Origin of the sequence: Skermanella rosea, from assembly GCF_016806835.2 — a bacterium.
Taxonomy (GTDB): domain Bacteria; phylum Pseudomonadota; class Alphaproteobacteria; order Azospirillales; family Azospirillaceae; genus Skermanella; species Skermanella rosea.
This window is the reverse complement of record NZ_CP086111.1, coordinates 1238396-1263065: the sequence shown is the minus strand read 5'-3', so window position 1 is coordinate 1263065 and position 24670 is coordinate 1238396. Positions and strand designations below refer to the sequence as shown.

General features: G+C 68.6%; 19 protein-coding genes and 1 tRNA gene. 10 read left to right on the top strand and 10 right to left on the bottom strand.

The features are described 5' to 3' along the window. Nucleotides 1-120: 120 nt before the first annotated feature. Entirely contained in the window at nucleotides 121-717 is a 597-nt protein-coding gene (locus tag JL101_RS05840; protein WP_228435303.1) for an NUDIX domain-containing protein, read from the bottom strand. A gap of 78 nt (nucleotides 718-795) precedes the next feature. Continuing rightward, nucleotides 796-3348, bottom strand: coding sequence for a sensor domain-containing protein (locus JL101_RS05835; RefSeq protein ID WP_203103341.1), 2553 nt, complete (start codon nucleotides 3346-3348; stop codon nucleotides 796-798). Nucleotides 3349-3824: 476 nt separating this feature from the next. Between JL101_RS05835 and JL101_RS05830 the strand changes: the two genes are divergently transcribed. From JL101_RS05830 to JL101_RS05810, 5 genes are all read left to right on the top strand, one after another. Next, the gene (locus JL101_RS05830; protein ID WP_203103339.1) at nucleotides 3825-4616 is read left to right on the top strand and encodes an ABC transporter permease; all 792 of its coding nucleotides are present in this window, start codon (nucleotides 3825-3827) and stop codon (nucleotides 4614-4616) included. Next, nucleotides 4613-5836 carry an ABC transporter ATP-binding protein gene (locus tag JL101_RS05825; protein WP_203103337.1) on the top strand — a complete coding sequence of 408 codons (1224 nt, stop codon included), beginning with the start codon at nucleotides 4613-4615 and terminating at the stop codon, nucleotides 5834-5836. The genes JL101_RS05830 and JL101_RS05825 overlap by 4 nt, the downstream gene beginning before the upstream one ends. After that, complete coding sequence (locus JL101_RS05820) at nucleotides 5836-7413, top strand: FkbM family methyltransferase (protein WP_203103335.1); 1578 nt, start codon at nucleotides 5836-5838, stop codon at nucleotides 7411-7413. The genes JL101_RS05825 and JL101_RS05820 overlap by 1 nt, the downstream gene beginning before the upstream one ends. Nucleotides 7414-7428: 15 nt before the next feature. Then, nucleotides 7429-10722, top strand: coding sequence for a glycosyltransferase family 4 protein (locus tag JL101_RS05815; protein WP_203103333.1), 3294 nt, complete (start codon nucleotides 7429-7431; stop codon nucleotides 10720-10722). 192 nt (nucleotides 10723-10914) lie between these two features. Continuing rightward, nucleotides 10915-12249 carry a lipopolysaccharide biosynthesis protein gene (locus JL101_RS05810; protein WP_203103331.1) on the top strand — a complete coding sequence of 445 codons (1335 nt, stop codon included), beginning with the start codon at nucleotides 10915-10917 and terminating at the stop codon, nucleotides 12247-12249. Nucleotides 12250-12324: 75 nt separating this feature from the next. Here the strand turns inward: JL101_RS05810 and JL101_RS05805 are convergent. After that, nucleotides 12325-12411, bottom strand: a tRNA-Leu gene (locus tag JL101_RS05805). Nucleotides 12412-12540: 129 nt separating this feature from the next. On the opposite strand from JL101_RS05805, the gene lipB reads away from it, so the two are divergent. Beyond that, entirely contained in the window at nucleotides 12541-13263 is a 723-nt protein-coding gene (gene lipB, locus JL101_RS05800; protein ID WP_203103329.1) for a lipoyl(octanoyl) transferase LipB, read from the top strand. 60 nt (nucleotides 13264-13323) lie between these two features. On the opposite strand, the gene JL101_RS05795 is transcribed toward lipB, so the two are convergent. After that, nucleotides 13324-14616 (bottom strand): adenylosuccinate synthase, encoded by a 1293-nt coding sequence (locus JL101_RS05795; RefSeq protein WP_203103327.1) that lies wholly within the window; start codon nucleotides 14614-14616, stop codon nucleotides 13324-13326. 89 nt (nucleotides 14617-14705) lie between these two features. Further along, the gene (locus JL101_RS05790) at nucleotides 14706-15842 is read right to left on the bottom strand and encodes an ATP phosphoribosyltransferase regulatory subunit (protein ID WP_407697399.1); all 1137 of its coding nucleotides are present in this window, start codon (nucleotides 15840-15842) and stop codon (nucleotides 14706-14708) included. Nucleotides 15843-16099: 257 nt separating this feature from the next. Between JL101_RS05790 and JL101_RS05785 the strand changes: the two genes are divergently transcribed. Continuing rightward, on the top strand, nucleotides 16100-17449 hold the full coding sequence (locus tag JL101_RS05785; RefSeq protein WP_203103323.1) for an amidase: 1350 nt from the start codon (nucleotides 16100-16102) through the stop codon (nucleotides 17447-17449). 28 nt (nucleotides 17450-17477) lie between these two features. Here the strand turns inward: JL101_RS05785 and JL101_RS05780 are convergent, their stop codons facing one another. Beyond that, nucleotides 17478-17822 (bottom strand): hypothetical protein, encoded by a 345-nt coding sequence (locus tag JL101_RS05780; RefSeq protein WP_203103321.1) that lies wholly within the window; start codon nucleotides 17820-17822, stop codon nucleotides 17478-17480. 205 nt (nucleotides 17823-18027) lie between these two features. On the opposite strand from JL101_RS05780, the gene glmS reads away from it, so the two are divergent. Continuing rightward, nucleotides 18028-19872 (top strand): glutamine--fructose-6-phosphate transaminase (isomerizing), encoded by a 1845-nt coding sequence (gene glmS, locus JL101_RS05775; protein WP_203103319.1) that lies wholly within the window; start codon nucleotides 18028-18030, stop codon nucleotides 19870-19872. Here the strand turns inward: glmS and rsmD are convergent. From rsmD to JL101_RS05760, 3 genes are all read right to left on the bottom strand, one after another. Further along, a complete protein-coding gene (rsmD, locus tag JL101_RS05770) occupies nucleotides 19859-20425 on the bottom strand; it encodes a 16S rRNA (guanine(966)-N(2))-methyltransferase RsmD (protein ID WP_203103317.1) in 567 nt (188 codons plus the stop codon). The genes glmS and rsmD overlap by 14 nt on opposite strands. Beyond that, a complete protein-coding gene (locus JL101_RS05765) occupies nucleotides 20406-21365 on the bottom strand; it encodes a pseudouridine synthase (RefSeq protein ID WP_203103315.1) in 960 nt (319 codons plus the stop codon). The genes rsmD and JL101_RS05765 overlap by 20 nt, the downstream gene beginning before the upstream one ends. A gap of 96 nt (nucleotides 21366-21461) precedes the next feature. Beyond that, nucleotides 21462-21671: a dodecin gene (locus JL101_RS05760; protein ID WP_201073093.1), complete on the bottom strand. Its 210-nt coding sequence runs from the start codon at nucleotides 21669-21671 to the stop codon at nucleotides 21462-21464. Between the two features lie 176 nt (nucleotides 21672-21847). Between JL101_RS05760 and JL101_RS05755 the strand changes: the two genes are divergently transcribed. Both JL101_RS05755 and JL101_RS05750 read left to right on the top strand, forming a co-directional pair. Beyond that, nucleotides 21848-22285 (top strand): nucleoside deaminase, encoded by a 438-nt coding sequence (locus tag JL101_RS05755; RefSeq protein ID WP_203103361.1) that lies wholly within the window; start codon nucleotides 21848-21850, stop codon nucleotides 22283-22285. Nucleotides 22286-22438: 153 nt separating this feature from the next. Further along, complete coding sequence (locus JL101_RS05750) at nucleotides 22439-23137, top strand: cold-shock protein (protein ID WP_203103313.1); 699 nt, start codon at nucleotides 22439-22441, stop codon at nucleotides 23135-23137. A gap of 83 nt (nucleotides 23138-23220) precedes the next feature. Here JL101_RS05750 and JL101_RS05745 read toward each other — a convergent pair whose 3' ends face one another. Next, complete coding sequence (locus tag JL101_RS05745; protein WP_203103311.1) at nucleotides 23221-24609, bottom strand: peroxidase family protein; 1389 nt, start codon at nucleotides 24607-24609, stop codon at nucleotides 23221-23223. Nucleotides 24610-24670 lie beyond the last annotated feature (61 nt).

Here is a 24670-nt window from a genome sequence, read left to right as displayed (position 1 = left end):
TGCCCGATTGAGGCACGGAATATAGGCGCCACCTTCTTTTGTCCAGGCTTGAGTGCGCGCATCGGCGCGGGTCGGACAGGCTTGATTCGATTGGCTGACGGCGCCCGCCGGCCGCCCCGGTCAGCGGCGGAGCATCAGTTTCGAGAGCGCGTCGGGCAGACAGCCCCGCTCAGCCAGCAGTTGAGCCTTCAGGACGGCGGCAACCGTCATGGAATCGGTGATGGCGCCCTCCAGCACCAGGTCCACGACGCCGGCGAACGGCATCCGCACGATGGTCAGCTGTTCCGTGTCTTCCGGCTCGGATTCCGCCTGCTCCATGTCCCAGGCGAGATAGATCACGCCGTGCTCGTCGCAGATGCTGTTGGAGGTGTGGATCGGCAGCAGTTCCAGCCACTGGCGCGCCACCAGCCCGGTCTCCTCCTTCAGCTCGCGCTTGGCCTCCTCGATCGGAGGCATGTCGGGCGCGCCGCCGCCCTCCGGCATTTCCCAGCTGTAGGCGTTCAGCGAATAACGGTACTGCCCGACCAGGTGGACGCACCCCTCGGCATCGACCGGCAGCACGCCGATGGCGACGCTCTTGAAATGGACCACGCCGTAGATGCCGGGATTGCCCGACGGATTGACCACCTGGTGCTCGGTGACGCGGATCCACTTGTTCTCGTAGCGGACCTCGCCGCTCAGGGTTTTCCAGGGATTCTCTTCCGAGACGGCCGGCAAACTGGTTACGGCAGGGTGTCTCGCCCGTGAATGAGGCATCGTCGCTCCAGAGGAAATTGCCTTGACAGGGCAAGCCTCTTAGATGATCGGGTTCGCCAGCGCGACCGCAATCTTGCGCCAGCGGTCCAGCTGCGCCACGAAGGTGTTCAGCGGGACCGGCTTGCCGACCAGGTACCCCTGTATCCTGCTGCACCGGCGCTCCCGCAGGAAAGCCAGCTGGGCGACCGTCTCGACCCCCTCGGCCACCACGGAATGGCCGAGCTGGTCCGCCAGGTTGATGATCGCGGAGACGACCGTGGCGCTGTTGCCGTCGTGGCCGCAATGCTGGATGAAGCTCCGGTCGATCTTCAGGATGTCGATCGGCAGCTTGGTCAGGTAGCTGAGGCTGGAATAGCCGGTGCCGAAATCGTCGATCGACAGCGTGACGCCGAGCCGCTTGATCTCGTTGAGCGCCGCGATGCTCTGGGCCGCCTCGGTCATCAGGATCGACTCGGTCAGTTCCAGTTCCAGGAAGGATGGGTCCAGGCCGATCTCGCTTATGGTGGCGGCGATCCGCTCGACCAAGTCCGCCTCGCGGAACTGCCGCATGGACAGGTTGACCGAGAGCTGCATCGGGATTCCCTGGCGGCGCAATTCCATGGCGTCCCGGCACGCGGTGCGCAGCACCCATTCGCCGATCGGCACGATCATGCCTATCTCCTCCGCCAGCGGGATGAACTCGTCGGGCGGCACCATCCCCCGGGTCGGGTGGAACCAGCGGACCAGCGCCTCCATGCCGTAGATGGCGCCGTTCAGGATGTCGACCTTGGGCTGGTAATGGACCTCAAGCTCGTCGTGCTCGATCGCCCGGCGCAGGTCGCTCTCCATCTCCAGGCGCCGCATCATGGTCCGGGTCATTTCCGAGGTGAAGAAGCTGATCGTATTGCGGCTTCGGCGCTTCGCCTCGTACATCGCGATGTCGGCGTGCTTCAGCAGGGTATCGGCATCGCCCCCGTCGTCCGGGAACAGGCTGATCCCGATGCTTGCAGTCACCAGTTCCACCTGCGGCTGGGAAAACGGCGCGCGAAGGGCCTTCAGGATGCGCTGGCAGACCTGCGGGGCGCCCTCGGCCACGTCGGCGTCGGCCACCACGACGATGAACTCGTCGCCGCCCAGGCGGGCGACCGTGTCGCTTTCGCGCACGCACGATTTCAGCCGCCGCGCGACCTCGACCAGCAGCCGGTCGCCCATGTCGTGGCCATGGCAGTCGTTGATCGTCTTGAATTGGTCCAGGTCGATGAACAGAAGCGCGACGCCATGGTCCTGGCGCCGGGCCAGCGCGATGGCCTGTTCGATCCGGTCGGCCAGCAGCAGCCTGTTGGGCAGTCCGGTCAGGGCGTCGTGGTAGGCCTGGTGCTTGATCTGCTCGTCCTTCCGATGAAGGTCCGTGATGTCGTTGAAGATGGCGACGTACCGGTAGGGCCGCCCGGTCGCGTCGAGCACCTGGCTGATCGTCACCCACTCCAGGAAGTTCTCGCCGTTCTTGCGGCGGTTCCAGATCTGGCCCTGCCAGCTCCCTTCGGCTTCCAGCCGGGACCACAGCTCGTCGAAGAAGGCCTCCTCCTGGAGGGGTGACCGCAGCAGCCGCGACGACCGCCCGATCACCTCGCCCTCCTGGTAGCCGGTGATCTGGGTGAAGGCAGGGTTGACCGATATGATGACGCCGTCGGAATCGGTGACGAAGATGCCCTCGACCGTGTGCCGGAACACGCTGGCCACCATTTCCTGCTCGGCTTGGCTGCGCTGCCGGTCGGTGATGTCCTCCGAGAGGCAGGCGACCTCGGACGTGGGCAGCCGGACCAGGCGGTTGTGCCGGCAGTCCAGCGGCTTGCCGCCCGAATCCAGGTGGACCGTCATCAGGCTTTCCGGAACGCCCGAGCGCCAGACCCGCCGGACCGCCTCGGCCAGTTCCGCCGCCTGGGCGGCGGTGGTCTCCGGCTGGGCCGGGGACGCCAGCACTTCCGGCAGGCGGCGACCCAGGGCGCGGCTGCGCGACATGCGGTAGAGCGCCTCGGCCGCCGGGTTGATGTCCGCCAGCACGAAGTCGCGGCCCTCGTCGTGCGGGGCGAAGATCACGACGCCGTCCCGCATGCTGGCGAACAGCTCCCGGAAGCGCCGCTCGCCGGCATGCAGCGCCGCTTCCGCGTTCCGCCGGCCGGTGATGTCCTGCAGGGTCTCGATCGCGCCGATGATCACCCCGTCCTCGTCGAACAGCGGGGCCGCGGTGAACGACAGCCAGCACGGCCCGCCGCCCAGGTTCGGGAAATAGTCCTCGGCCTCGAACGCGCCGGAGACGGTCGCGGACCGCCGGAACTTGTCCTGGTAGAACAGGCGCACGGTGTCGTCGGGAGCGCCGTCCACGATCAGGTCGGCCATGCAGGGCCGCTCGATTCCGTAGAAGATCCGCCGCTGGTTGCGCGTGCCGATCATCTCGGCGGCGCTGGCGCCGATCACGACCTCGCAGGCCCTGTTCCAGTGGGTCACCCGGTGGGAGGTATCGATCACGAAGACGGGTACGGGGCAGCCGTCGACGATCTGGGACAGCCGGTTCTCCTCCGCCGCGCGGACATCGCCGGCACGCGCCTGCCGCACGGAGGTTCCCCCGGCCGGCCTGCCGCCGAGTTCATTGCGCCCGTCCGCCGGAATCTCTCTGCAAGCATTGTCGCCCATGCACGGTCCCCCGATCCGGCACGGCGACAGACCGCCCCGCCGGATCCGCATTTCCCCCATCGCGCCGCTTCAACCGTCGGCGTCGGATCAGCCTTCGATCATAACGTGCGGCCAGAGGGATGCGGATGATCCATGTCAACCAGGAGATATTTAAAGCCGCACGCTGGCGCTGAGAACGTGCATATCGAGGTACATTGTTCCGTTTCGAAGAAAAACCGCACGGAAACGCTCGTAAAACATTAATGGCCATGCTATACGCCCAGCATTCGGGGTAATTCCTTCGCATACCCCAGCCTACGGCGCGCCAGGGAGTCGGCGAACCGGCCCGTATGCGGATCATGAAGTTGACGGAACGCATCAGAGACGTCGGTGGCAATGGGAATCGGTGAATGTTGTCAATGCTCAGGGGCGCATGGGCTTACCGGTACTTCATCCTGTCATCGATCCGGACCGAGTTCATGGGCCGGTTCATCCGCAGCCGGATCGGAGGGCTCTGGATGATCGCGCATCCCTTGGTCCAGGTCTGCATCTATGCGCTCATCCTTTCTTCCCTGCTTTCGGCCCGTTTGCCCGACATGGCCGACCGGCCCTATGCCTACGCGATCTACCTGACCGCCGGGATCCTGTGCTGGTCGCTGTTCACCGATGTCGTATCGCGCTGCCTGACCGTCTTCATCGACAACGGCAACCTGCTGAAGAAAGTCGTGTTCCCGCGCATCTGCCTGCCCCTGGTGACGGCCGGCAGCGCCCTGGTCACGAATGCCCTGCTCCTGCTGGCGATCCTCGTGGTCTTCGCCGCGCTGGGCCATGGCATTCCCATCGTCCCGCTCTTGATGCTGCCCGCCCTGATCGCGCTGACGCTGGGCCTGGCCCTCGGCATGGGCCTTGTGCTCGGCATCCTGAACGTCTTCATCCGGGATGTCGGCCACGTCGTGCCGCTGGTGCTGCAGGTGGGCTTCTGGTTCACGCCGATCGTCTATGTGCCGGACGTGCTGCCCCCGGAAATCAGGCCGCTCCTGTCCTACAATCCCCTGCATCCGCTGGTCGGGGCCTTTCACGATGTCCTGGTGTTCGGCAGGATGCCCGACATGACGGCCCTCGCCGGCACGGCCGTCCTCGCGCTGGCACTGCTGACCGTCGCCCTGTTCATGTTCCGGCGCGCCGGGGCCGAAATGGTCGACGTGCTATGACGGCCCCGGTGCTGGAAGTCGAGAACCTCGGCAAGTCCTTCCGGACCTACGGCAGCGAATGGTCGCGCGTGCTGTCCTGGTTCGGATTGCCGGCCCTGGCGCTGACCGAGCAATGGGTCCTGCGCCACGTCGGATTCCGCGTCCACGCGGGCGAAGCGATCGGCCTCGTCGGGCAGAACGGCGCCGGAAAGAGCACGCTGCTCAAGCTGATCACCGGGACCTTGCGGCCGACCACGGGAAAAGTCCGGGTGCATGGCCGGATCGCGGCGATCCTGGAGCTGGGCATGGGCATGAACCCGGAGTTCACCGGCCGCCAGAACGCCTGCCATGTCGCCGGCCTGATGGGCTTCAGCCACGGGCAGATCGAAGGCATGATGCCCGGGATCGAGGATTTCGCGGAGATCGGCGAATATTTCGACCAGCCCCTGAGGGTCTACTCCAGCGGCATGCAGATGCGCGTCGCGTTCAGCGTCGCGACCGCCGTGAAGCCGGACATCCTGATCGTGGACGAGGCGCTGTCGGTAGGCGACGCGTATTTCCAACACAAGAGCTTCGACCGCATCCGGGCATTCCGGGAAAGCGGCACGACCCTGCTGATCGTCTCGCACGACCGGTCCGCCATCCAGACCCTGTGCGACAGGGCGATCCTCCTGGAGCGCGGCAGCCAGGTCAAGGACGGCGCTCCGGAGGAGGTCATGGACTACTACAACGCGCTCCTGGCGGAACGTGAAGGCCAGACCGTCGAGGTGCGGCGGCAGGAGGGCGGCGCAATCCAGACCGTCTCCGGCAGCTACGAGGCGACGGTCGAGGACATCGCGCTGCTGGACCAAAGGGGCGAACCGGTGGAGTTCGTGGGTGTCGGCGAAGCGGTCACCCTGCGCGTCCGGGTCCGGGTACACCAAGCCCTGCCCCGGCTGGTCATGGGCTACATGATCAAGGACCGCCTTGGGCAGACGATCTTCGGAACCAACACATTCCACACCGAGCAGATCCTCGAAGACATGCCGGCGGGCAGCGTCGTCACCTACACCGCCGCCTTCACCGCCGATCTGGGCCCCGGAAGCTATTCGGTCGCGACCGCGCTGGTCAGTTCCGACACCCATCTGGTCAACAACTACGAGTGGCGGGACCTGGCCCTGATATTCACCGTGAGCAACCACGACAGGCCGTATTTCATCGGAACCGCCTGGATCCCGCCCACCATCAGGATCGAGCGCTGATGCCGTTCATTTCCTTCGCCCAGAACCTCGAAGATGTCGTGCTTTACCGCGCGCTGAGCGACGTCGTCCAGGGGTTCTACGTCGATGTCGGCGCCAACAGCCCCGACGAGCAGTCTGTCACCCGGGCGTTCTACGAGCGCGGGTGGCGCGGAATCAACATCGAGCCGGCCCAGGGCTTCGACAAGCAGCTCGCGGCGGCGAGGCCCCACGACATCAACCTGGCGGTGGCGGCCGGCGATTCCGTGGGAACGATCACCTTCTACGACATTCCGGGCAGCGAACTGTCGACCGCCGATGCCGATCTGGCACGAACTCACCAATGCTCCGGACTTCCCTGGGTCGAGCGCCAGGTTTCCGTGGACACGCTGGACAATATCCTGGCGGCGCACGGGGTATCGGTCGTCCACTTCCTGAAGATCGACGCCGAGGGCATGGAGACCGCCGTCCTGCGCGGTCTTTCCCTGGAGACGGTGCGGCCCTGGATCATCCTGGTAGAGGCGACGGTCGCCCGCACGCAGATCCCGAACCACCAGACCTGGGAACCGCTGCTGACCGGCCGCGGCTATCGGTTCGTCTATTTCGACGGGCTGAACCGCTTCTATGTCGCGGAGGAGAGATCATCGCTCGCTCCGCGCCTGGAAACGCCGCCGAACATCTTCGACGACTGGTTCCGGGCTCACGACTGGGTCGCCCGCCAGCAGGCCCGGGAACTGAGCCGGCAGATCGCCGAGCAGCGCGTCTCCGCGGAGGCCGAGCGGGAGGCCAGGCGCGCCGAGACGGCGGCGCGCACGGCCGAAACGGAAATTCGCCAGCGGGAAGCCAGGATCCGCACCGCCGAGGTCGAAGCCCGCAGACGCGAGATCGGCGCCCGGACGGCGGAGGCGGCCGCGCGGGCGGCGGATGCGACGGCGCGCCTGTCGGAGACGGCGGCACGGCGCCGCGAGGTCGAGATTCGCCGGGCGGAGGCGCAGGCCCGTGACCGCGAGATCGTCCTGCGGCAGTCGGAGCTTGCCGACCGCGCGGCCGAACGGGCCGCATGGCGCGCCGACGTGGACGCCCGCCTCGCCGAGTGGCAGCGGGTCGGGAACGAGAATGCCGCTCTTCACGGGCGGATCGCGGAACTCGATGCCGTAGTGGCCTCGCTGAACGGCTATATCGAAGCTGTCCGGGCCAGCACGTCGTGGCGCCTGACCGCTCCGGTCCGCCGGGCGAAGCGGGCGCTCGCGGTGCTCGGGATCAGGGCCGCAGGGCCGCCCCGCCCGGCGGCAGCCCGCGCGCTCGCCGTCCGTGCCGCCCGCAAGGCGGCCCGCTGGGCGGCGGCCCGACCGCTGATCAGGCAGGCGGTCCTGCCGATCCTCCTGCGCCACCCCGCTCTCGAACGCAGGGCGCGCGCCCTGCTGGCACGGGAGGACCCGGCACCGCAGTCCTCCTCCCCGATCCCGTCTCCGCCGCAGGCCGCCGAAGCCATACCGGCGCCGGCCGGCGCCGATCCGGCCACCCTGGCCGGGCGCCCCCTGTCCGCGGCGGAACGCAGCGTAGAAACAATGCTCCGGCATGCCCTGGCACGAGCCCGCTGAGCAGGAGATCCCCCCATGCGCATCGTCCTGGACCTCCAGGCCTGCCAGTCGCCGAGCCGGCTGCGCGGAATTGGCCGTTACTCCCTCGAACTGGCCAAGGCCATGGCCCGCGCGCCGCGCGGCCACGAGATCCTCATCGCCCTGAACGGCGCCCTGGACCAGACCGTCGAGCCGGTCAGGCAGGCTTTCGACGGTCTGGTGCCTTGGGAGAACATGCCGGTATGGTCGCAGCCGAGCGGCGTAAGCTTCCTCACCGGGGAGAGCCGGTGGCGCATCGAGGCGGCGGAACGGATCCGCGAACGGTTCCTCCAGGGCCTGCGTCCCGACATCGTCCACGTCACCAGCCTGTTCGAGGGGCTCTACCATGACGTGACGACGTCTGTCGCCGCGGCAGTGCCCGGCCTGCCGACCGCGGTCACCCTCTACGACCTGATCCCGCTCGCCCATCCCGAGGTGCTGCCCGACGATCCCCGCAGCACCGAATGGTACGCCCGCAAGCTGATGGCCCTGCGGCGAGCCGACATGCTTCTCGCCATATCGGACCATTCGGCGCGGGAAGCCTCGGAACTGCTCGGGATCGGCGGCGACCGCATTCGCACGATCCATTCCGCTGCCGATCCCAGGTTCCGCCCCGCCGACGCGGCGGAGGCCCGTCGCGACGGCGGCAAGGCCCTGCTGAAGCGGCTGAACATCACGCGGCCCTTCGTGCTGTTCGTCGGAACGGTCGATCCCCACAAGAACCTGGACGGCCTGCTCCAGGCCTATGCCCGGCTGCCGCGCGACCTGAGGAAATCCCACCAATTGGTGCTGGTCTGCGTCGTCAATGCGCCTGACCGCGTCAGGGTCCCGATCATGGCGCGCGAGGCGGGGCTTTCCGGTGGCGACTATGTGGTGACCGGCCAAGTATCCGACATCGACCTGGTGGACCTGTACCGCGAATGCCGGCTGTTCGTCTGCCCGTCGCTCCGCGAGGGTTTCGGGCTCCCGGCGCTGGAAGCGATGGCCTGCGGGACGCCGGCGATCACTTCGGACACCACCAGCTTCCCCGAAGTCGTCGGCCGCGCCGACGCGATGTTCGACCCGCGTTCGCCGGATTCCATTTCCGCCCGGATGGCGGCCGTCCTGGGCGATCCGGGACTTCTGGCCGACCTTGCCAAGTACGGCCGGGAACGCGCCAGGCGCTACAGCTGGGAGGCGACGGCCGACAAGGCTTTCGACGCCCTGGAGGAGCTTCATGCACGCCATTCCTGCCTGACCACCGGCCAGGCCGCGTGGCCGGCACGGGCGGCAAGGCGCCCGCGGCTCGCCCTGGTCGGCCCGCTGCCCCCGGAACGGTCGTCCGTGGCCGCGTGGTCGGCGTCGCTGGCGGCCGAGCTGGTCCGGCACTACGATGTCGAATGCGTCGCCGCCCGGACCGACATCCTCCCCCCGGTGACCGCCGCGGGGACGCCGGTCAGGACGGTGGAATGGTTCACGGCCAACGCCGCGGAGTTCGACCGGGTGGTTTATGCCATCGGGGACGACCGAGCCTGCCTGCCCTGGATGCTCGATCTGCTGCGCCGCATCGCCGGCACGGTGGTGCTGTACGACGGCGGAATCCGCCGAACCCTCGCCGCCCTGGAAGCCGAGACCGGCGAGCCTTTCCTGTTGCGCGAAGTCTATCTCTCCCACGGCTGGAGCGCGGCCGTCGAGGTCGCGCGGTCCGCCGACCGGGGCGCGGCATGCGACCGGTACCCCTGTCTCGAGGCGATCGCGGCTGCCGCCACGGGCATCGTGAGTCGGGCCGGCGATGCGCGCCCCCGGACAGGCCCAGGAGCGCGGAGCCCGATAGACCTGATCGACCTGATCGACCTGGGACCGGACGCCACGCCCGCCCGCTTCGTGGAGGCGATAGAGACCGGCAGGCGGCACGCACGCCTGTCGATCGTACAGGACCTGGCGGAAGACATCGTGGCCATCCCGTCGCCGGAGCCGCCCGGGACGGCGGCCTGGGAAACCGTCCTGCGCTGTGCCGCCGAGAACCTGCCCTCCGGCGGCGGCCTGCGGCAGATCCTGGTGGATGTCTCGGAGGTCGGCCTGCGCGATGCGGGGACCGGCATCCAGCGGGTCGCCAAGAACATCCTGATCGAGCTGCTGAAGAACCCGCCCGCCGGCTTCCGGGTCGAGCCGGTGCTGGACGACGGCAGCGGGACCCTCCGTCACGCCCGCGGCTTCGCCGCCCGGATCATGGGCCTTCCCGATCTCGGCCTGGCGGAGGACCTGGTGGATGCCCGGAACGGCGACGTGTTCATCGGCCTCGACCTCACCTCCCATCTGGTCGAGGGACGGGCCGCCCTCAACCGCAGCCTCAAGCTGAGGGGGATCCGCAGCTACTTCGTCGTCTACGACCTGCTGCCGCTGATCCAGCCGGACTGGTTCGTCCCGTTCCATCATTTCCGGATCTGGGTGCAGCAGATCGCGAGCAATTGCGAGGGACTGATCTGCATCTCCCGGTCGGTCGCCGACCAGCTCTTCGACTGGCTGCCCAGGCTGGACGTCCAGCGCGCCACGCCGCTCAGGATCGGCCATTTCCACCTGGGCGCGGATATCGGCACGATGGCATCCGGGACCGCCGCGGGCGAGCCCGGGCCGGAAGTGAGCCGCGTGCTGGGCAGCAGGCATCCGGTGTTCCTGACGGTCGGCACCGTGGAGCCCCGCAAAGGCCATGCCCAGGCGCTCGCCGCGTTCGAGCAGCTCTGGTCCGAGGGGGTGGAAGCGGAACTGGTCATCGTCGGCAAGCAGGGCTGGAAAGTGGAAGCGCTGGTGGAAAAGCTGCGCGGCCACCCGGAGGCCGGCCGTCGCCTGCACTGGTTCGCGGGCGCGTCCGACGCCGACCTCAACGCGCTCTATGGCGGCTGCTCGGCCTTGCTGGCGGTCTCCCTGGATGAAGGCTTCGGCCTGCCGCTGATCGAGGCGGCGAAGCACGCGCAGCCGATCCTGGCGCGTGACCTCCCGGTGTTCCGGGAGATCGCCGGCGACCACGCGACTTACTTCTCCGGCACGGCGCCACGGGATCTGGCGGACGCGTTGCGCCGGTGGATGCGGGACCGGAAGGCTGGAAAGGTGCGCGGCACTGCCGAAATGCCCTGGCTGACTTGGGAGCAGTCTGCCCGCCGGTTCACCGACGTGATCTTCGGCGACCAGTGGGACGCGACGTACCACGCGGACCGGGAAGGATCCGCCCGGCGCCAGCCCTTCGCCGGAGCGAAGCCGGACGTCCCGGCCGAAACGGCTCGTGCAGCCGAACCGTTGGGCGCCGTCTCCGGCTGATCGCCGCCCGGACGGTCGCCGGGCATTCCGGATGGAGTATATCGCGCACCCGGTTGGGGGAGGCTCTTGCCCTTCCCATTCCCGGGGAGCAAAAGCGTGAATGCGTTCACCCCATGAACCGGCGCGACCGGCCGATGTTTATGGCAGTGTTGCGCCGCTTCATCCTGCGAATGATTGTGTGAGAGAGTTCCCTTGACGGCCCGAGTCGACGCCAACCGTCTGTCGCAAGCAGCACTTCGTATCCTGCGTGGCCCCTTCCTGAAGAACATCGCGGTCCTTGCTTCCGGGACGGCCATGGCCCAGGTCCTGACGGTTCTCGCCTATCCGATCCTGATGCGGCTCTTCACGCCGGACCAGTTCGGCCTCTTCGCCCTGTTCGGCGCGCTCAACATGACTTTCGTGGTCGTCGCGAGCGGTCGGTACGAGTTGGCCATCGTGATGGCGAAGTCGGAGACGGAGGCGGCCAATATTCTGGCGCTGAGCCTCGGCATCGTCGTCGCGGTCAGCATCGCGTCGGGCTTGGCCGTATGGGCCTTCGGCGATCCCCTCCTCGACCTTTTGGGATACCAGGAGCTGAGCGGCCTGCTCTGGTTCCTGCCGCTGCTGATCCTGACCAACACCGCGGCGGCGGTGCTGGCCGTGTGGGCGACCCGGCACAAGCAGTACAAGCGGATCTCCATGTCGACCATCAGCCGCTCCTTCGGAGTGGCCGCCGCCCAGATGGCCGCCGGCTTGGTCGGCATGGGCGTCGACGGCCTCGTGCTGGGGCTGATCTTCGGGACGGCGATGGGTGCCCTGATCATCGCCTGGCAGATCATCCGCCACGACCTGCCGTCGCTGCGGCGCATGGTCACGCGCCAGCGGATGAAGCAGCTCGCGGTCAAGCACCGCGATTTCCCGCTCTACAGCATGCCGCAGGCGCTGCTTTCCTCGACCACGATCACCGTGCCGTCGATCCTGCTGACCGCCCTTTTCAGCCCCTACGTGGCCGGCCTCTACTGGTTCACCTACCGCCTGTTCGAGATGCCGATCACGCTGCTGGGGGACGCGGTCCGCCGGGTCTTCTACCAGCGCGCGGCGGAGATGTTCCACAAGGGCGAGGACCTGTCGGCCCTGTTCCTGCGGACGACCGGCGGACTGGCCGCGATGGTCGCCCTTCCGGTGCTCGTCATGATCGCCCTCGGTCCCTGGCTCTACGCCTTCGCCTTCGGCGAGGCGTGGCGCGATGCCGGCTATTTCGCGCAGTGGATCGTCGTCTGGTGGGCGATGCGCTTCATCAGCCTGCCCGCCCTGATGCTGGTCCCCGTGCTCAATCTGCAGCGCCGCTTCCTGATCCTGGAAGTCCTGACCCTGATCCCGCGCTTCCTGGTGCTGCCCATGGCCGCCTGGATCGCCGACGTGGAAGTCGCGATCGCCGCCTATTCGGTGGTGGGGTTCCTGTTCCACTTCTTCCTGGTGGTGCTGGTCTGGCGCGCGGTGCAGGACCACCGCGCGACCCTCGCCGGGGCCACGCCGACGCCGGCCTGAGGCCTGGAAATGAAAAAGCGCCGCAACGTTGAGGCCGTTGCAGCGCTTTTTTCATAGCATCACTTGCGTGAGAGATGGTGCGGTCGAGAAGACTCGAACTTCCACGGGGGTTAGCCCACAGCGACCTCAACGCTGCGCGTCTACCAATTCCGCCACGACCGCATACATCGTCCGCTTCATTGAGCGCGGGGCTTGCTTGAAGCGTGCGGGGGGAATACCAAATCCCGATGCCGCGATCAAGCGATTGAAGCGGCTTCTTCGAAGAAAACAGGATCACACCCGGATATGGCCATGACAGCCGCTCCTTCGCCGACCGTTCCCCTCGCCGCTCCAGCCGACGCCTCCCCCATCCGGCCGGCCGTCGAGTGGCGCATATCGGACGACCCCGTGCCCTATCCCGAGGCGGTCGCGGAGATGGAGGCGAGGGCCGCGGCGATTCGCGCCGGGACGGCCCCGGAGCTGGTCTGGCTGCTGGAGCACCCGCCCCTCTACACCGCGGGCACCAGCGCGCGGGAAAGCGACCTGCTGGAGCCGAGCCGGTTTCCCACGTACCAGTCGGGCCGCGGCGGCCAGTACACCTATCACGGGCCTGGCCAGCGCGTGGCCTACGTGATGATCGACCTGAAGCGTCCGCGGGCGGGCATGGAGGGCCCCGACGTCAGGGGCTATGTCAACCGGCTGGAGGAATGGCTGATCCAAACGCTGGCCCAGTTCAACGTCAAGGGCGAGCGGCGGTGCGGCCGGGTCGGCATCTGGGTGGACAAGCGCCCCTATGGCGGCCTGCCCGGCCAGGAGGACAAGATCGCCGCCATCGGAGTCCGCGTCCGCCACTGGGTGACCTTCCACGGCGTCGCGCTCAACGTCGATCCCGACCTGGGCCATTTCGCCGGCATCGTGCCTTGCGGCATCAGCGAGCATGGCGTCACCAGCCTGCACGCCCTCGGCCATCTGGCAACCCTGCCGGAAGTGGATCTCGCGCTTAAGGCGGCGTGGGAAGACGTTTTCGAGGCCTGAACGGAAAACGGCGGGCAAAAGCCCGCCGTCCCCCCGATGCCCGCGCAGCGCTTTCCGGCCTCAGTCCTGGAACGGGTCGGTCACCAGGATGGTGTCGTCGCGCTCCGGGCTGGTCGAGAGCATGGCGACCGGCGCCTCGATCAGCTCCTCGATCCGGCGGATATACTTGATCGCCGTGGCCGGCAGGTCGGCCCAGCTCCGGGCGCCCTGGGTGCTCTCGCTCCAGCCGGGCATGGATTCGAAGATCGGCTCGACACCGGCCTGCGCCGACTGCCCCGCAGGGAAATGGTGCAGCTCCTGCCCCTGGTAGCGGTAGCCGACGCAGACCTTCAGCTCCTCGAACCCGTCCAGCACGTCCAGCTTGGTCAGCGCGATGCCGTTGATGCCGCCGACCTTGACCGCTTGGCGGACCATGACGGCGTCGAACCAGCCGCAGCGCCGCTTGCGCCCGGTCACCGTGCCGAACTCCCGGCCCCGCTGGCCCAGCCGGTCGCCGATCTCGTTGACCTGCTCGGTCGGGAACGGGCCGGAGCCGACGCGGGTGGTGTACGCCTTGGTGATGCCCAGCACGTATCCCACGGCCCCCGGCCCCATGCCGCAGCCGGTCGCGGCGTTGCCGGAAACCGTATTGGACGAGGTGACGTACGGATACGTCCCGTGGTCCACGTCGAGCATGGCGCCCTGGGCGCCCTCGAACAGGATGCGCTTGCCGGCGCGCCGCATCTCGTCCAGCTTCTCCCACACCACCGCCGCGTAGGGCCGCACCTGCGGCGCGATCTCGCGCAGGCCCTGCAGCACCTCGTCGCGGCTGATCTCGTCCGAGCCCAGGCCGCGCAGCAGCGCGTTGTGGTGGAACAGCAGCTTCTCGACCTTCTCCTCCAGCACCGCCTCATCCGCCAGGTCGCACAGGCGGATCGCCCGGCGGGCCACCTTATCCTCGTAGGCCGGTCCGATGCCGCGGCCCGTGGTGCCGATCTTCAGATTGCCGAGCGCCTCCTCGCGAGCGCGGTCGACGGTACCGTGGATCGGCAGGATCAGCGTCGCGTTCTCGGCGATCAGCAGGTTCTCCGGCGATATCTCGACGCCCTTCTGCCGGATCGCGTCGATTTCGCGCACCAGCGCCCAGGGATCGACCACGACGCCGTTGCCGATGACCGACAGCTTGCCGGGCCGGACCACGCCGGAGGGCAGCAGGCTCAGCTTGTACTCGACTCCGTTGATGACCAGCGTATGGCCGGCATTGTGGCCGCCCTGATAGCGAACCACCACGTCGGCCCGGCTGGACAGCCAATCGACGATCTTGCCTTTACCCTCGTCGCCCCACTGGGAGCCGACCACCGCTACGTTTGCCATCTCGTCTCTCCACGCTACTCAGCGGAGAAGGTTGGCGCCCCCTCCGGACATCGGCCGGGCGGCCGAACGGCGCGCCGGTCCCTTGGTGATCAGGCGGCCGGATGGATCTGGCCGCCGGTGAAAATATGGGTGCAGCGCAGCCGGCGCGCCTCGGCCGCCGGGTCTTCCAACGCTTCCAGCGCCCGCACGGTGACCCAGCCCTCGGACCGGAGCCGCTCGCCCTCGGCGGCGTCCGTCTCGATCGGCAGGAACACCCGCGGCAGCGGCGCCGGGTCGGGCACCGCGCGCAGCACGGTATCCAGATAGAGGGTGAAGCCGGTCGAGGGCTCGCCCGACGGCCCCCCGCCCGCCCGGTACCGACCGCCGCGTCCCAGCTCGCCGCGGACCCCGCGCGAGAACAGGGTGAAGCTGGTGCCGGTCTGGTATTCGAAGCCCCGGTGCTCGACCGGATCGACCGTCAGCATCAGCTCGGGTGCGGCATCCCGGATCAGCCGGACCACCTCGGTCAGCCGCCGCCGGTCGGCCTCGGCCTCCTCCGGCAGATGCAGGCCGGCCAGCAGTTCCACCGCCCGGTCCGCCGGTCCGGAAGCACCCATCATCCCGGCCAGCAGGTCGGCGGCCCTGCCGCCCACCGCCGCCACCTCGGCGGCGTCCTTGCGGTCCAGCGCCTGGCGCAGCCGGGCGGTCTCGTCCTCCGGCAGGTCCAGCCCGCGGCAGACCGAGGGGACCAGGGTCGGCACGTTCAGGTCCACGGAGATGTTGGCGACGCCGACCGCCTTCAGCGCGGCGTAGGCCAGCAGCACCACCTCGGCATCTGCGGTCGGCTGAAAGGCGCCGATCAGCTCCACCCCGACCTGGCCGAACTGCCGTTCCGGCCGGAGCTGCGATCCTTTGACGCGCAGGACCTGCCCGCCGTAGCTGAGGCGCAGCGGCCGCGGCTCGTTGGCGAGACGGGTCGTCGCGATGCGGGCGACCTGGAGGGTCATGTCCGGCCGGATCGCCAGCATGCGCTGGGAAATCGGGTCCATCAGGCGGAAGGTCTGGGTCGCCATGGCGGCCCCCGGCCCCGACAGCAGGCTCGCCTCGAACTCGATCAGCGGCGGCTTGACGCGCTCGAACCCGTTCAGCGCGAACTCGGCCATCAGCCGTTCGACGATGGTGGCTTCGAAGGCCGCTTCGCGCGGCAGCACGTCGTGCAGGCCGGCGGGCAGCAGAGCTCTGTTCATCGTTTCGGTCATGCCGGCAATGGATCCCGGGCTCGCTTCAGGGGGCTCGCTTCAAGGGTCCGGCCTCGACCGGACGCACCGGGCCGGTAAGTATCGGAACCGGCCCCGTTGGGCAAACGGAAAAGGGTCGCGGCTGCCATGGCCGGCAAGCGGGGCGAGCCTCGACAATCCGGTTCCCCGACAGCCCCGCGTGATCGACCCTGCACGGACCTGTATCATCGCCAAGCCACACGACGTCACCTGGAGAGAGTTCCCGAATGCCTACAGCCCAGACGATCGCCTCCCTGGCGGCCGACCTCGCCGCCGGCCGCACCACCAGCCTCGAACTGACGGAGGCGGCGTTCGACCGGATCGCCGATCCGGCCGGCGAGGGCGCGCGCGCCTTCATCCTGGCCGACATCGCGGTCAACCGCGCTGCGGCGCTGGCGCAGGCCGAAGCGTCGGACCGGCTGCGCACCGCCGGGATCGTTCCGTCGCCGCTCGCAGGGTTGCCGATCTCCGTCAAGGACCTGTTCGACATCGCGGGCCAGGTCACCACCGCCGGCTCGGCCGTGCTGAAGGACGCGACCCCGGCCATCGCCGACGCGCCGGTGGTGGCCCGGCTGCGGGCGGCGGGAGCGGTGATCGTCGGCCGAACCAACATGACGGAGTTCGCGTTCTCCGGCCTGGGCGTCAACCCGCACTACGGCACTCCCGGCAACCCGCGCGACCGCGACCGCATTCCCGGCGGCTCGTCGTCGGGGGCCGCCGTGTCGGTGGCCGACGGCATGGCCGTTGCCGCGATCGGCTCCGACACCGGCGGCTCCGTCCGCATCCCCGCGGCCTTCTGCGGGCTGGCCGGTTTCAAGCCGACCCAGGCCCGGGTGCCCCGAACCGGCGCGCTGCCGCTGTCCCGGACGCTGGACACCGTCGGCCCTCTCGCCCGCTCGGTCGCCTGCTGCGCCCTGCTCGACGCCGTGCTGGCCGGGGAGTCCCCCGCCGTGCCTGATGCCGCCCCGGTCGCGGGCCTGCGCCTTGCGGTCCCGCGGGAGATCGTTCTGGACGGTTTGGACGCCACCGTCGCCGCCGCCTTCACCGAGGCGCTCTCCCGCCTGTCCCGGGCCGGCGCCCGGATCACCGACCTGTCGGTGCCGGCGCTCGCCCGCATCCCCGCCGTCAACGCCAAGGGCGGTTTCGTCACCTCCGAGGCGCTGGCTTGGCACAAGGACCTGATCGAAGCCCGCGGTGCGGATTACGACCCCCGCGTGGCGTCGCGCATCCTGCGCGGCTCGCAGATGAGCGCGGTCGATTACATCGGGTTGCTGGAGGCGCGCGACGCGATCATGGCCGAGGCGGCGGAGCAGACCCGGGACTTCGACGCCCTGCTGATGCCGACCGTCCCGGTCGTGGCGCCCCGGTTCGACGAGTTGGCCGACGACGCGGACTATACGCGCCTGAACATGATGGTCCTGCGCAACCCGTCGCTGTTCAATTTCCTGGACCGCCCTTCGGTCACCCTGCCCTGCGCTTCCGGCGGGCTGGCGGTCGGCGCCATGCTGGTCGGCAGGCGCGGCCACGACCGCCGGCTGCTGGCGCTGGCCCGCGGGGTCGAGCCGGTGGTCGCCTGACGCCTCGGCCCTCCCCGGGTCCCTGCGTTCAGTGGTCCGAGCGGTGAAGGATCTTGTCGCTCAGGCCGGTATCGTACCCCATGCCTTCGAGGGTGATGACGGCGGCATGGGGGAACCGGGACTTGATCAACCCCTTGCGCTCCAGCGCCACCCAGACCGCCGGGTTGCTCAGGCCGTTGGCGTCGGCGGTCGAGACGACGGCGTCGCCCATATGGAAATGGTTGCCGTGCGCATGGGGGAACTGGTTGACCAGAAGGGCGCCCTCCCCCTCGTCGGGTGCGGGCGTGCCGATCAGCCGGCCCAACTCCTGCAGCAGGGTCAAGGTCTTGAGCTGGAGCGGGTTGAGCTTCAGCGGGTTCACTCTGGGCGGCATCGTCGTCCTGCATGCAATGGTTACAGTTTGGGGTAACGGGCGCACTTCAGCGCCGGTTCCCGTGATCGTCAAGTCATAAGCCGCACGCGCCGGGACGGAACACCTGCGCAACATGGTGAAACATAAGTTTACTTGGGTTGCCGCACCTCCGTATGGCAGTAAGGTGCAGTGCGGAATCGACGTGTGAAAGCTGAGCGAAGAGAACATGTGCGGGATTATCGGCATCATCGGCAAGAACGAAGTGGCCCCCCTGCTGATCGAGGGGCTACGCCGGCTGGAATATCGCGGCTATGACAGCGCCGGCGTGGCGACGCTGGTCAATGGCCGGATCGACCGGCGCCGGGCCGAGGGCAAGCTGGTCAACCTGGACAGGCGCGTGCAGGAGCAGCCCCTGTCCGGAACCATCGGCATCGGCCACACCCGCTGGGCCACCCACGGCGGCCCGACCGAGACCAACGCCCATCCCCACGCCACCCGCAAGGTGGCGGTCGTCCACAACGGCATCATCGAGAATTACCAGGACCTGAAGGCCGGGCTGGAAGGCCGCGGCTACGTCTTCGAGACCCAGACCGACACCGAGGTGATCGTCCATCTCGTGACGTCCTATCTCGACCAGGGCCTGCGGCCGGTGGAGGCGACGGCGGAAGCCTTGAAGCGCCTGGAGGGTGCCTTCAGCCTCGCACTGATCTTCGCCGGCGAGCACGATCTGATGATCGGAGCGCGCCGCGGCACCCCGCTGGCCGTCGGCTACGGCAACGGCAACGCCGAGGGCGGCAATGACGAGATGTACCTGGCCTCCGACGCCTTCGCCCTGGCGCCGCTGACCAACCGCCTCTCCTACCTGGAGGACGGCGACTGGGTCGTGCTGAATCGCGGCTCCGTGGTGATCCGCAACGCCGCCGGCGAGCAGGTGGACCGCCCGATCAAGCTGTCGGCCGTGTCCGGCGCCATGATCGGCAAGGGCGAGCACCGCCACTTCATGCTGAAGGAGATCTACGAGCAGCCCCAGGTGATCGGCGACACGCTGAACGCCTTCGTCCAGGCGACCACCGGCCGCATCACCCTGCCCGAGCTGCCCTTCGACATCGCGGCGATCCCGCGCGTGACCGTGGTCGCCTGCGGCACCGCCTTCTATGCCGGCATGGTCGCCAAGTACTGGCTGGAGCAGGTCGCCCGCGTGCCGGTCGAGCTGGACATCGCGTCGGAGTTCCGTTACCGCGAGGCGCCGATGCCCGAGGGTGGCCTCGCCCTGTTCATCTCCCAGTCGGGCGAGACCCTGGACACGCTGGAGGCGCTCCGCTACGCCAAGCGCCAGGGCCAGCACATCCTGTCCGTGATCAACGTCGGCGAAAGCACGATCGCCCGCGAGAGCCACGCGGTGCTGGGCACGCTGGCCGGCCCGGAGATCGGCGTCGCCTCGACCAAGGCCTTCACCACCCAGCTCACCGTGCTGGCCTGCTTCGCCCTCGCCATGGCCCGCGCCCGCGGCGCCATCACGGCGGAGCAGGAAGCCGCCATCTCGGCGGCGCTCCGCGAGGTCCCGGCCCGGGCGGTCGACGTGCTGAACCACGACGAGCGGCTGCGCGTGCTGGCCCACGAGGTCGCCGAGGCGCGCGACGCGCTGTACCTGGGCCGCGGCACCAGCTACCCGATCGCCCTGGAAGGCGCGCTGAAGCTGAAGGAGATCTCCTACATCCATGCCGAGGGTTATGCCGCCGGCGAGATGAAGCACGGCCCGATCGCCCTGATCGACGAGGACGTCCCGATCATCGCCTTGGCCCCCAATGACGCGCTGTTCGAGAAGACCGCGTCCAACATCATGGAGGCGGCGGCCCGGGGCGGCAAGGTGCTGCTCCTGTCGGACGCGGCGGGCGTCGAGCGCATGCGCGACAAGGTCCGTTGGACCGTGACCCTGCCGACCGTCCACCCCTTCGTGTCGCCGATCCTCTACGCGATCCCGATGCAGCTCCTGGCCTACCACACGGCGGTGATCAAGGGCACCGACGTGGACCAGCCGCGCAACCTGGCGAAGAGCGTCACGGTGGAGTAGGACCGCCGATCCGCAGGAAAAGCACGCGCGTGTCCCCATAGGTCCGGTCGTCCAGCGGCTCCGCGAAGGCGGGCGTCTCCCACGGGTCTTCCAGGGCGATCTCCACCACGGCGACGGCATCGGGAGCGCACCAGCCGCGCTCCCGGAGGGCCGACAGGGCGGCCGGGGCCAGCTCCTTCCCATAAGGAGGATCCAGGAACAGCAGGCTACAGGAGGCTTGTGCGCGGGGAGGCCGCGTGGCGTCGGCTCGGACGACGTCGCAGCGGTCCGCGACGGCGAGCGACGCGATGTTGCGCCGGACGAGATCCAGCGATTCCCGGCCCTGGTCCATGAAGACGGCGCGCCGGGCGCCGCGCGACAGGGCTTCCAGCCCCAGGGCGCCGGTGCCGCAGAAGGCGTCGAGCACCAGGGCGCCCTCGATGTCGGGCGCCCAGTCGGCATGGGCGAGGATGTTGAAGACCGCCTCCCGCGTGCGGTCGCCGGTCGGGCGGATGTCGCGTCCGGCGGGGGCCTCCAGGCGCCGGCCGCGCAGGCTACCGCCGACGAGTCTCATGCCTGCCTCTCGGCCCTCCGCCGGCGGCCGGTCCGCCGCCGTCCGGTCGGTTGCCCGCGGGCCTCCCCGGGGCCGGTCGCTTGGCCGGCGCGGCTCCCGGCGTCCGCGGCTTCGCGTGGGGCTTGGGCTGGGGCTTCGCCTTGGCGGTGCCGGTGTTCGGCTTGACCGGCTCGTCGCCGCGGTCGGAGAAGAATTTCGCGACCTGGTCGCGCAGAACGCGCCTGGGCACCTCCTCGACCTCGCCGCGCTCCAGCTTGCCGAGCTGAAACGGGCCGTAGGCGACGCGGATCAGCCGGTTCACGGTCAGCCCCAGGCTTTCCATCACGTTGCGGACTTCGCGGTTCTTGCCCTCGCGCAGCGTGATGGTCAGCCAGGCGTTGGAGCCCTGCTGCCGGTCGAGCAGGGCCTCGATCGGGCCGTACTGCACGCCGTCGATCGTGACGCCGCGGGACAGGCCGGCGAGGCGGGCCGGGTCGGCGATGCCGTTCACCCGCACCCGGTAGCGCCGCGCCCAGCCGGTGGACGGAAGCTCCAGGAAGCGGGCCAGCTCGCCGTCGTTGGTCAGCAGCAGCAGCCCCTCGGTCGTCAGGTCGAGCCGGCCGACCGACACGACGCGCGGCAGGTCCGCCGGAAGCGTGTCGAACACCGTCTGCCGGCCTTTCTCGTCGCGGGCGGAGGTCACCAAGCCGTCTGGCTTGTGGTAGCGCCACAGCCGGGTCGGCTCCATCTCGGGCAGCGGCTTGCCGTCCACGACGATCGTGTCGCCCGGCCCCACGACCACCGCGGGAGTGGTCAGCACCGTGCCGTTGACCGCGACGCGGCCCTCGGCGATCCAGCGCTCGGCATCGCGGCGGGAGCACAGGCCCGCGCGGGCGAGCCGCTTGGCGATGCGTTCGGGGCCGCCGGAGGCCTCTTCGGGAGAGGTGTCGGACGGGGTCATCGGCGGGCTCCGGCCCGGTGCGGCGGCATGTGTTCGGACATGCCGCGACATTACGGGGCCGGCGGCACCGCCGCAAGGGACGGCCTCTTCCGGCGGTCAGTCTTCCAGCCGGAATCCGACCTTGATGACGACCTGGTAATGGGCGACCTTGCCGCCCGAGATATGGCCGCGCGTCTCGACCACCTCGAACCAGTTGAGGTGGTCGTGCATCTTGGCGGCGCGCGCGACGGCTCCCTGGATCGCGTCCTCGATGCTGATGGAGGACGATCCGATGATCTCGATCTTCTGGTAGATGTGGTCGCTCATGCCGGAATGCTCCCTGGGGGTTGAGGTTGAAGCATGGGCAGACCTCGCGCTGCGGCGCAACGGTGCCGCGCGGAATGCGGGGTGCGGCAAGTTTGCCGGTGCGCCGTCCCCTTGACGCCGCCCCGGCCGGCCGGCCAGTCTGCCCCATGACCAGGCCTCCCCCGACACCGTCCCCCATGGCGCTCGCCCTTGCCGAGGCTGAGGATGCCGCCGCGCGCGGGGAGGTTCCGGTCGGCGCGGTGATCGTCGAGGCTTCGACCGGTCGGGTGCTCGCGTCGGCGGGGAACCGGACCGAGGAACTGGCCGATCCGACGGCCCATGCCGAGATGCTGGCGATCCGGTCCGCATGCGCGTCGCGTGCCGAACCGCGCCTGCCGGACTGTGATCTATATGTGACCTTGGAGCCTTGCGGCATGTGCGCCGCGGCAATCAGTTTTGCTCGGTTGCGCCGAGTGTACTTCGGGGCCTATGATGTAAAAGGCGGCGGGGTCGAGCACGGACCCCGCTTCTTCCACCAGGCGACTTGCCACCACGTTCCCGAGACTTATGGCGGGCTGGATGAGCGCCGGGCGGCGGAGCTGCTGAGGGACTTCTTCCGAAAGCGGCGCTCGTGACTGTAATAATTGGTTGTAGGCGCGTTTTGTTGCGGGGCATGGCAGGGATGGGTAGGCAAGATCTGACCCGAGGGGCATGGGAGACCGTGACCCTTTTGACGTGTTCGGCGGACAAAATGCGTTCTTCGTGAGACTCCACGGATCGGCTATCCCATGCGCTTCAACGCCCCGCGTCATTCCTTCCAGCAGCAAACTCCCGTCGCCGAAAAGATCAAGGCGACCGTTAAGTGGTTCGACCCCAACAAGGGGTTCGGTTTCGTCGCTCCCGACGACGGGTCTCCCGACGCGTTCCTGCCCGCTTCGGCGGTGACGGCGGTCGGTCATGACCGTCTGCCCGAGGGCTCGACGGTCGTGGTCGATCTGGTCCAGGGCCAGAAGGGCAATCAGGTCAGCCGGATCTACGACGTGGACACCACGACCGCTTCCCCGCGCCCGCGCCGTGACGACGCCGCCCGCCCCGGCGGACGCATGGGCGCCCCCGCGCGCGGCGGCTACGGCAATGACCGTGGCGGCTACGGCGGTGGCGGCTATGGCCAGGATCGCGGTGGCTATGGCAATGACCGCGGCGGTTACGGCCAGGACCGCGGCGGCTACGGCGGCGGTGGCTATGGCGGCGGTTATGCCGACCGCAGCTCCGGCCCGGCCGAGGAGGTCGAGGGCACCGTGAAGTGGTTCAACACCACGAAGGGCTTCGGCTTCGTCGCTCCCGACAGCGGCGGCAAGGATGTCTTCGTCCACATCACCGCCGTCGAGCGGTCCGGCGTCGGCGCGCTGCAGGAAAACCAGCGCGTGCGGATGAAGGTCCAGCAGGGTCAGAAGGGCCTGGAAGCCGTCAGCATCGAAACGCTCTGACGGCATCCGGTCACCTAGGCAGGCCAGGGCGATGCGGGCATGATGCCCGCATCGCCTTTTTCATGCCCGCGCTGCCGGGGCCGTCAGCCCGTGACGTGCGCCGCGATGCCTTCCATGGTGCCAAGCGCAGGGTTGGCGGGTTTCCAGCCGTCCTTCAGCACCGAGTAATGGGCCGCCAGCATGCCGCCGACGAAGGTTTCGGCCAGGATGCGGCTGCCCACCTCGCCCAGGCGCTGGCCGTCCTCCTGCACATGGGCCTCCTGGAGGACGTAGTACCAGAGCGGGGTGTGCCGGATCAGCTTCTGGCCGGCCGGAGGCGGCACGATCTCAAGGCCGAGCTGGTCGTCGCCGAGCGGCTTGTAGCCGAACGCGGCCGCCGCGGACTGGCCGCTGATCAGCCCGGTCTGGGCGGCACGGAACAGGTTGCGCTTGGCGAGCGAGCGCGGGCTGGCCTGGCTGTCCACCGTGGCGTCCGGGATACCGGGCGATTTCAGGAGCCGCAGCGCCGGCGACAGCAGCGGGTCGATGCGCCGGCTCGGCTGGACCGTGCCTTCGCCGACCTTGCCGAAGAAGAACTTCCAGTCGATGGCGTGGCGCGGCTCCAGCCTCCTGCCGCCGTTGAGGTCCGGGACGTCGGGATTATCGCTAAAGATAGCGGCGCCGAACTGGTCGTTCAGAGCATAGCCGCCGCGGACCTGGCTGTGGCCGAAGCGGAACGCCGCCACCGAGAACTCCAGCGGCATGACGGGAACGCCGCCGTGGCGCGCGCTGAGGGCGCGATAGGCCGGCGCCTGGTGCCCGATCACCCATTCCAGCACATCCTGCCGGATGGTCCGCGCCAAGTAGTCGTTCAGGATCATGTACTGGTAATGGCGCATGACGGAGAGGCGCGCGTCGGCATAGCCCTGCCCTTCGTCGATGAACCGGTTGTGCAGGCGCTGGAACAGGTTGTGGATCTGCTGGATGATCTTGTTCTCGTCGTTCCGGGGATCGCCGATCAGCGCCCGTTCCGTCTCCGCATCGCGCGGCACGTCCTGCTCGATCCCGCCGGTATCGGTACCCAGGCGGAACTTGCCGTCGGGGTGGAACAGGATCTCGCCCGAACCCTGCGCCTCCAGGCCCAGGCCGTAGACGGAATCCAGTTCGAAGAAGGGCGTGCGCCGGTTGACGAAGGCTTTGGCGGGGAAGCGCCGGGACAGGTCGTCCTGGTTCATCTTCAGTTCCATCAGGGTGATGTCATGGTCGATGAACTGCCCCAGGAAGGTGAAGCCGGCCGGAATGCTCCTGCTGTCGTTCTCCGCGCCGACGCTGTCGCGCAGGAAGGTTTCGAGCAGGGTGAGGTCTTCCAGGTTCGGGATGACGCCGCCCTGTTCGATCATGTAATCGAACGGCCCCTCGCGATTGAGCTTCATCTTGAGATGATCGGCCAGGGCTTCGGGAACCACGATGCCATGCTGCATGACGGATGCCATTCGACTCTCCCTCTGGATTGATTTTTTGCCATAGAGCTGGCGGATGATCCGAGAAGTCATA

Bases quoted from the DNA above. Each gene is read 5' to 3' on its own strand.
- JL101_RS05830 (WP_203103339.1), top strand. From the start codon at position 3,825: ATGCTCAGGGGCGCATGGGCTTACCGGTACTTCATCCTGTCATCGATC.
- JL101_RS05785 (WP_203103323.1), top strand. From the start codon at position 16,100: ATGCCTACAGCCCAGACGATCGCCTCCCTGGCGGCCGACCTCGCCGCC.
- JL101_RS05750 (WP_203103313.1), top strand. From the start codon at position 22,439: ATGCGCTTCAACGCCCCGCGTCATTCCTTCCAGCAGCAAACTCCCGTC.
- rsmD (WP_203103317.1), bottom strand. From the start codon at position 20,425: ATGAGACTCGTCGGCGGTAGCCTGCGCGGCCGGCGCCTGGAGGCCCCC.
- JL101_RS05825 (WP_203103337.1), top strand. From the start codon at position 4,613: ATGACGGCCCCGGTGCTGGAAGTCGAGAACCTCGGCAAGTCCTTCCGG.
- JL101_RS05795 (WP_203103327.1), bottom strand. From the start codon at position 14,616: ATGGCAAACGTAGCGGTGGTCGGCTCCCAGTGGGGCGACGAGGGTAAA.
- glmS (WP_203103319.1), top strand. From the start codon at position 18,028: ATGTGCGGGATTATCGGCATCATCGGCAAGAACGAAGTGGCCCCCCTG.
- JL101_RS05780 (WP_203103321.1), bottom strand. From the start codon at position 17,822: ATGCCGCCCAGAGTGAACCCGCTGAAGCTCAACCCGCTCCAGCTCAAG.
- JL101_RS05815 (WP_203103333.1), top strand. From the start codon at position 7,429: ATGCGCATCGTCCTGGACCTCCAGGCCTGCCAGTCGCCGAGCCGGCTG.
- JL101_RS05820 (WP_203103335.1), top strand. From the start codon at position 5,836: ATGCCGTTCATTTCCTTCGCCCAGAACCTCGAAGATGTCGTGCTTTAC.
- JL101_RS05745 (WP_203103311.1), bottom strand. From the start codon at position 24,609: ATGGCATCCGTCATGCAGCATGGCATCGTGGTTCCCGAAGCCCTGGCC.
- JL101_RS05790 (WP_407697399.1), bottom strand. From the start codon at position 15,842: ATGAACAGAGCTCTGCTGCCCGCCGGCCTGCACGACGTGCTGCCGCGC.
- JL101_RS05760 (WP_201073093.1), bottom strand. From the start codon at position 21,671: ATGAGCGACCACATCTACCAGAAGATCGAGATCATCGGATCGTCCTCC.
- JL101_RS05755 (WP_203103361.1), top strand. From the start codon at position 21,848: ATGGCGCTCGCCCTTGCCGAGGCTGAGGATGCCGCCGCGCGCGGGGAG.
- lipB (WP_203103329.1), top strand. From the start codon at position 12,541: ATGACAGCCGCTCCTTCGCCGACCGTTCCCCTCGCCGCTCCAGCCGAC.
- JL101_RS05765 (WP_203103315.1), bottom strand. From the start codon at position 21,365: ATGACCCCGTCCGACACCTCTCCCGAAGAGGCCTCCGGCGGCCCCGAA.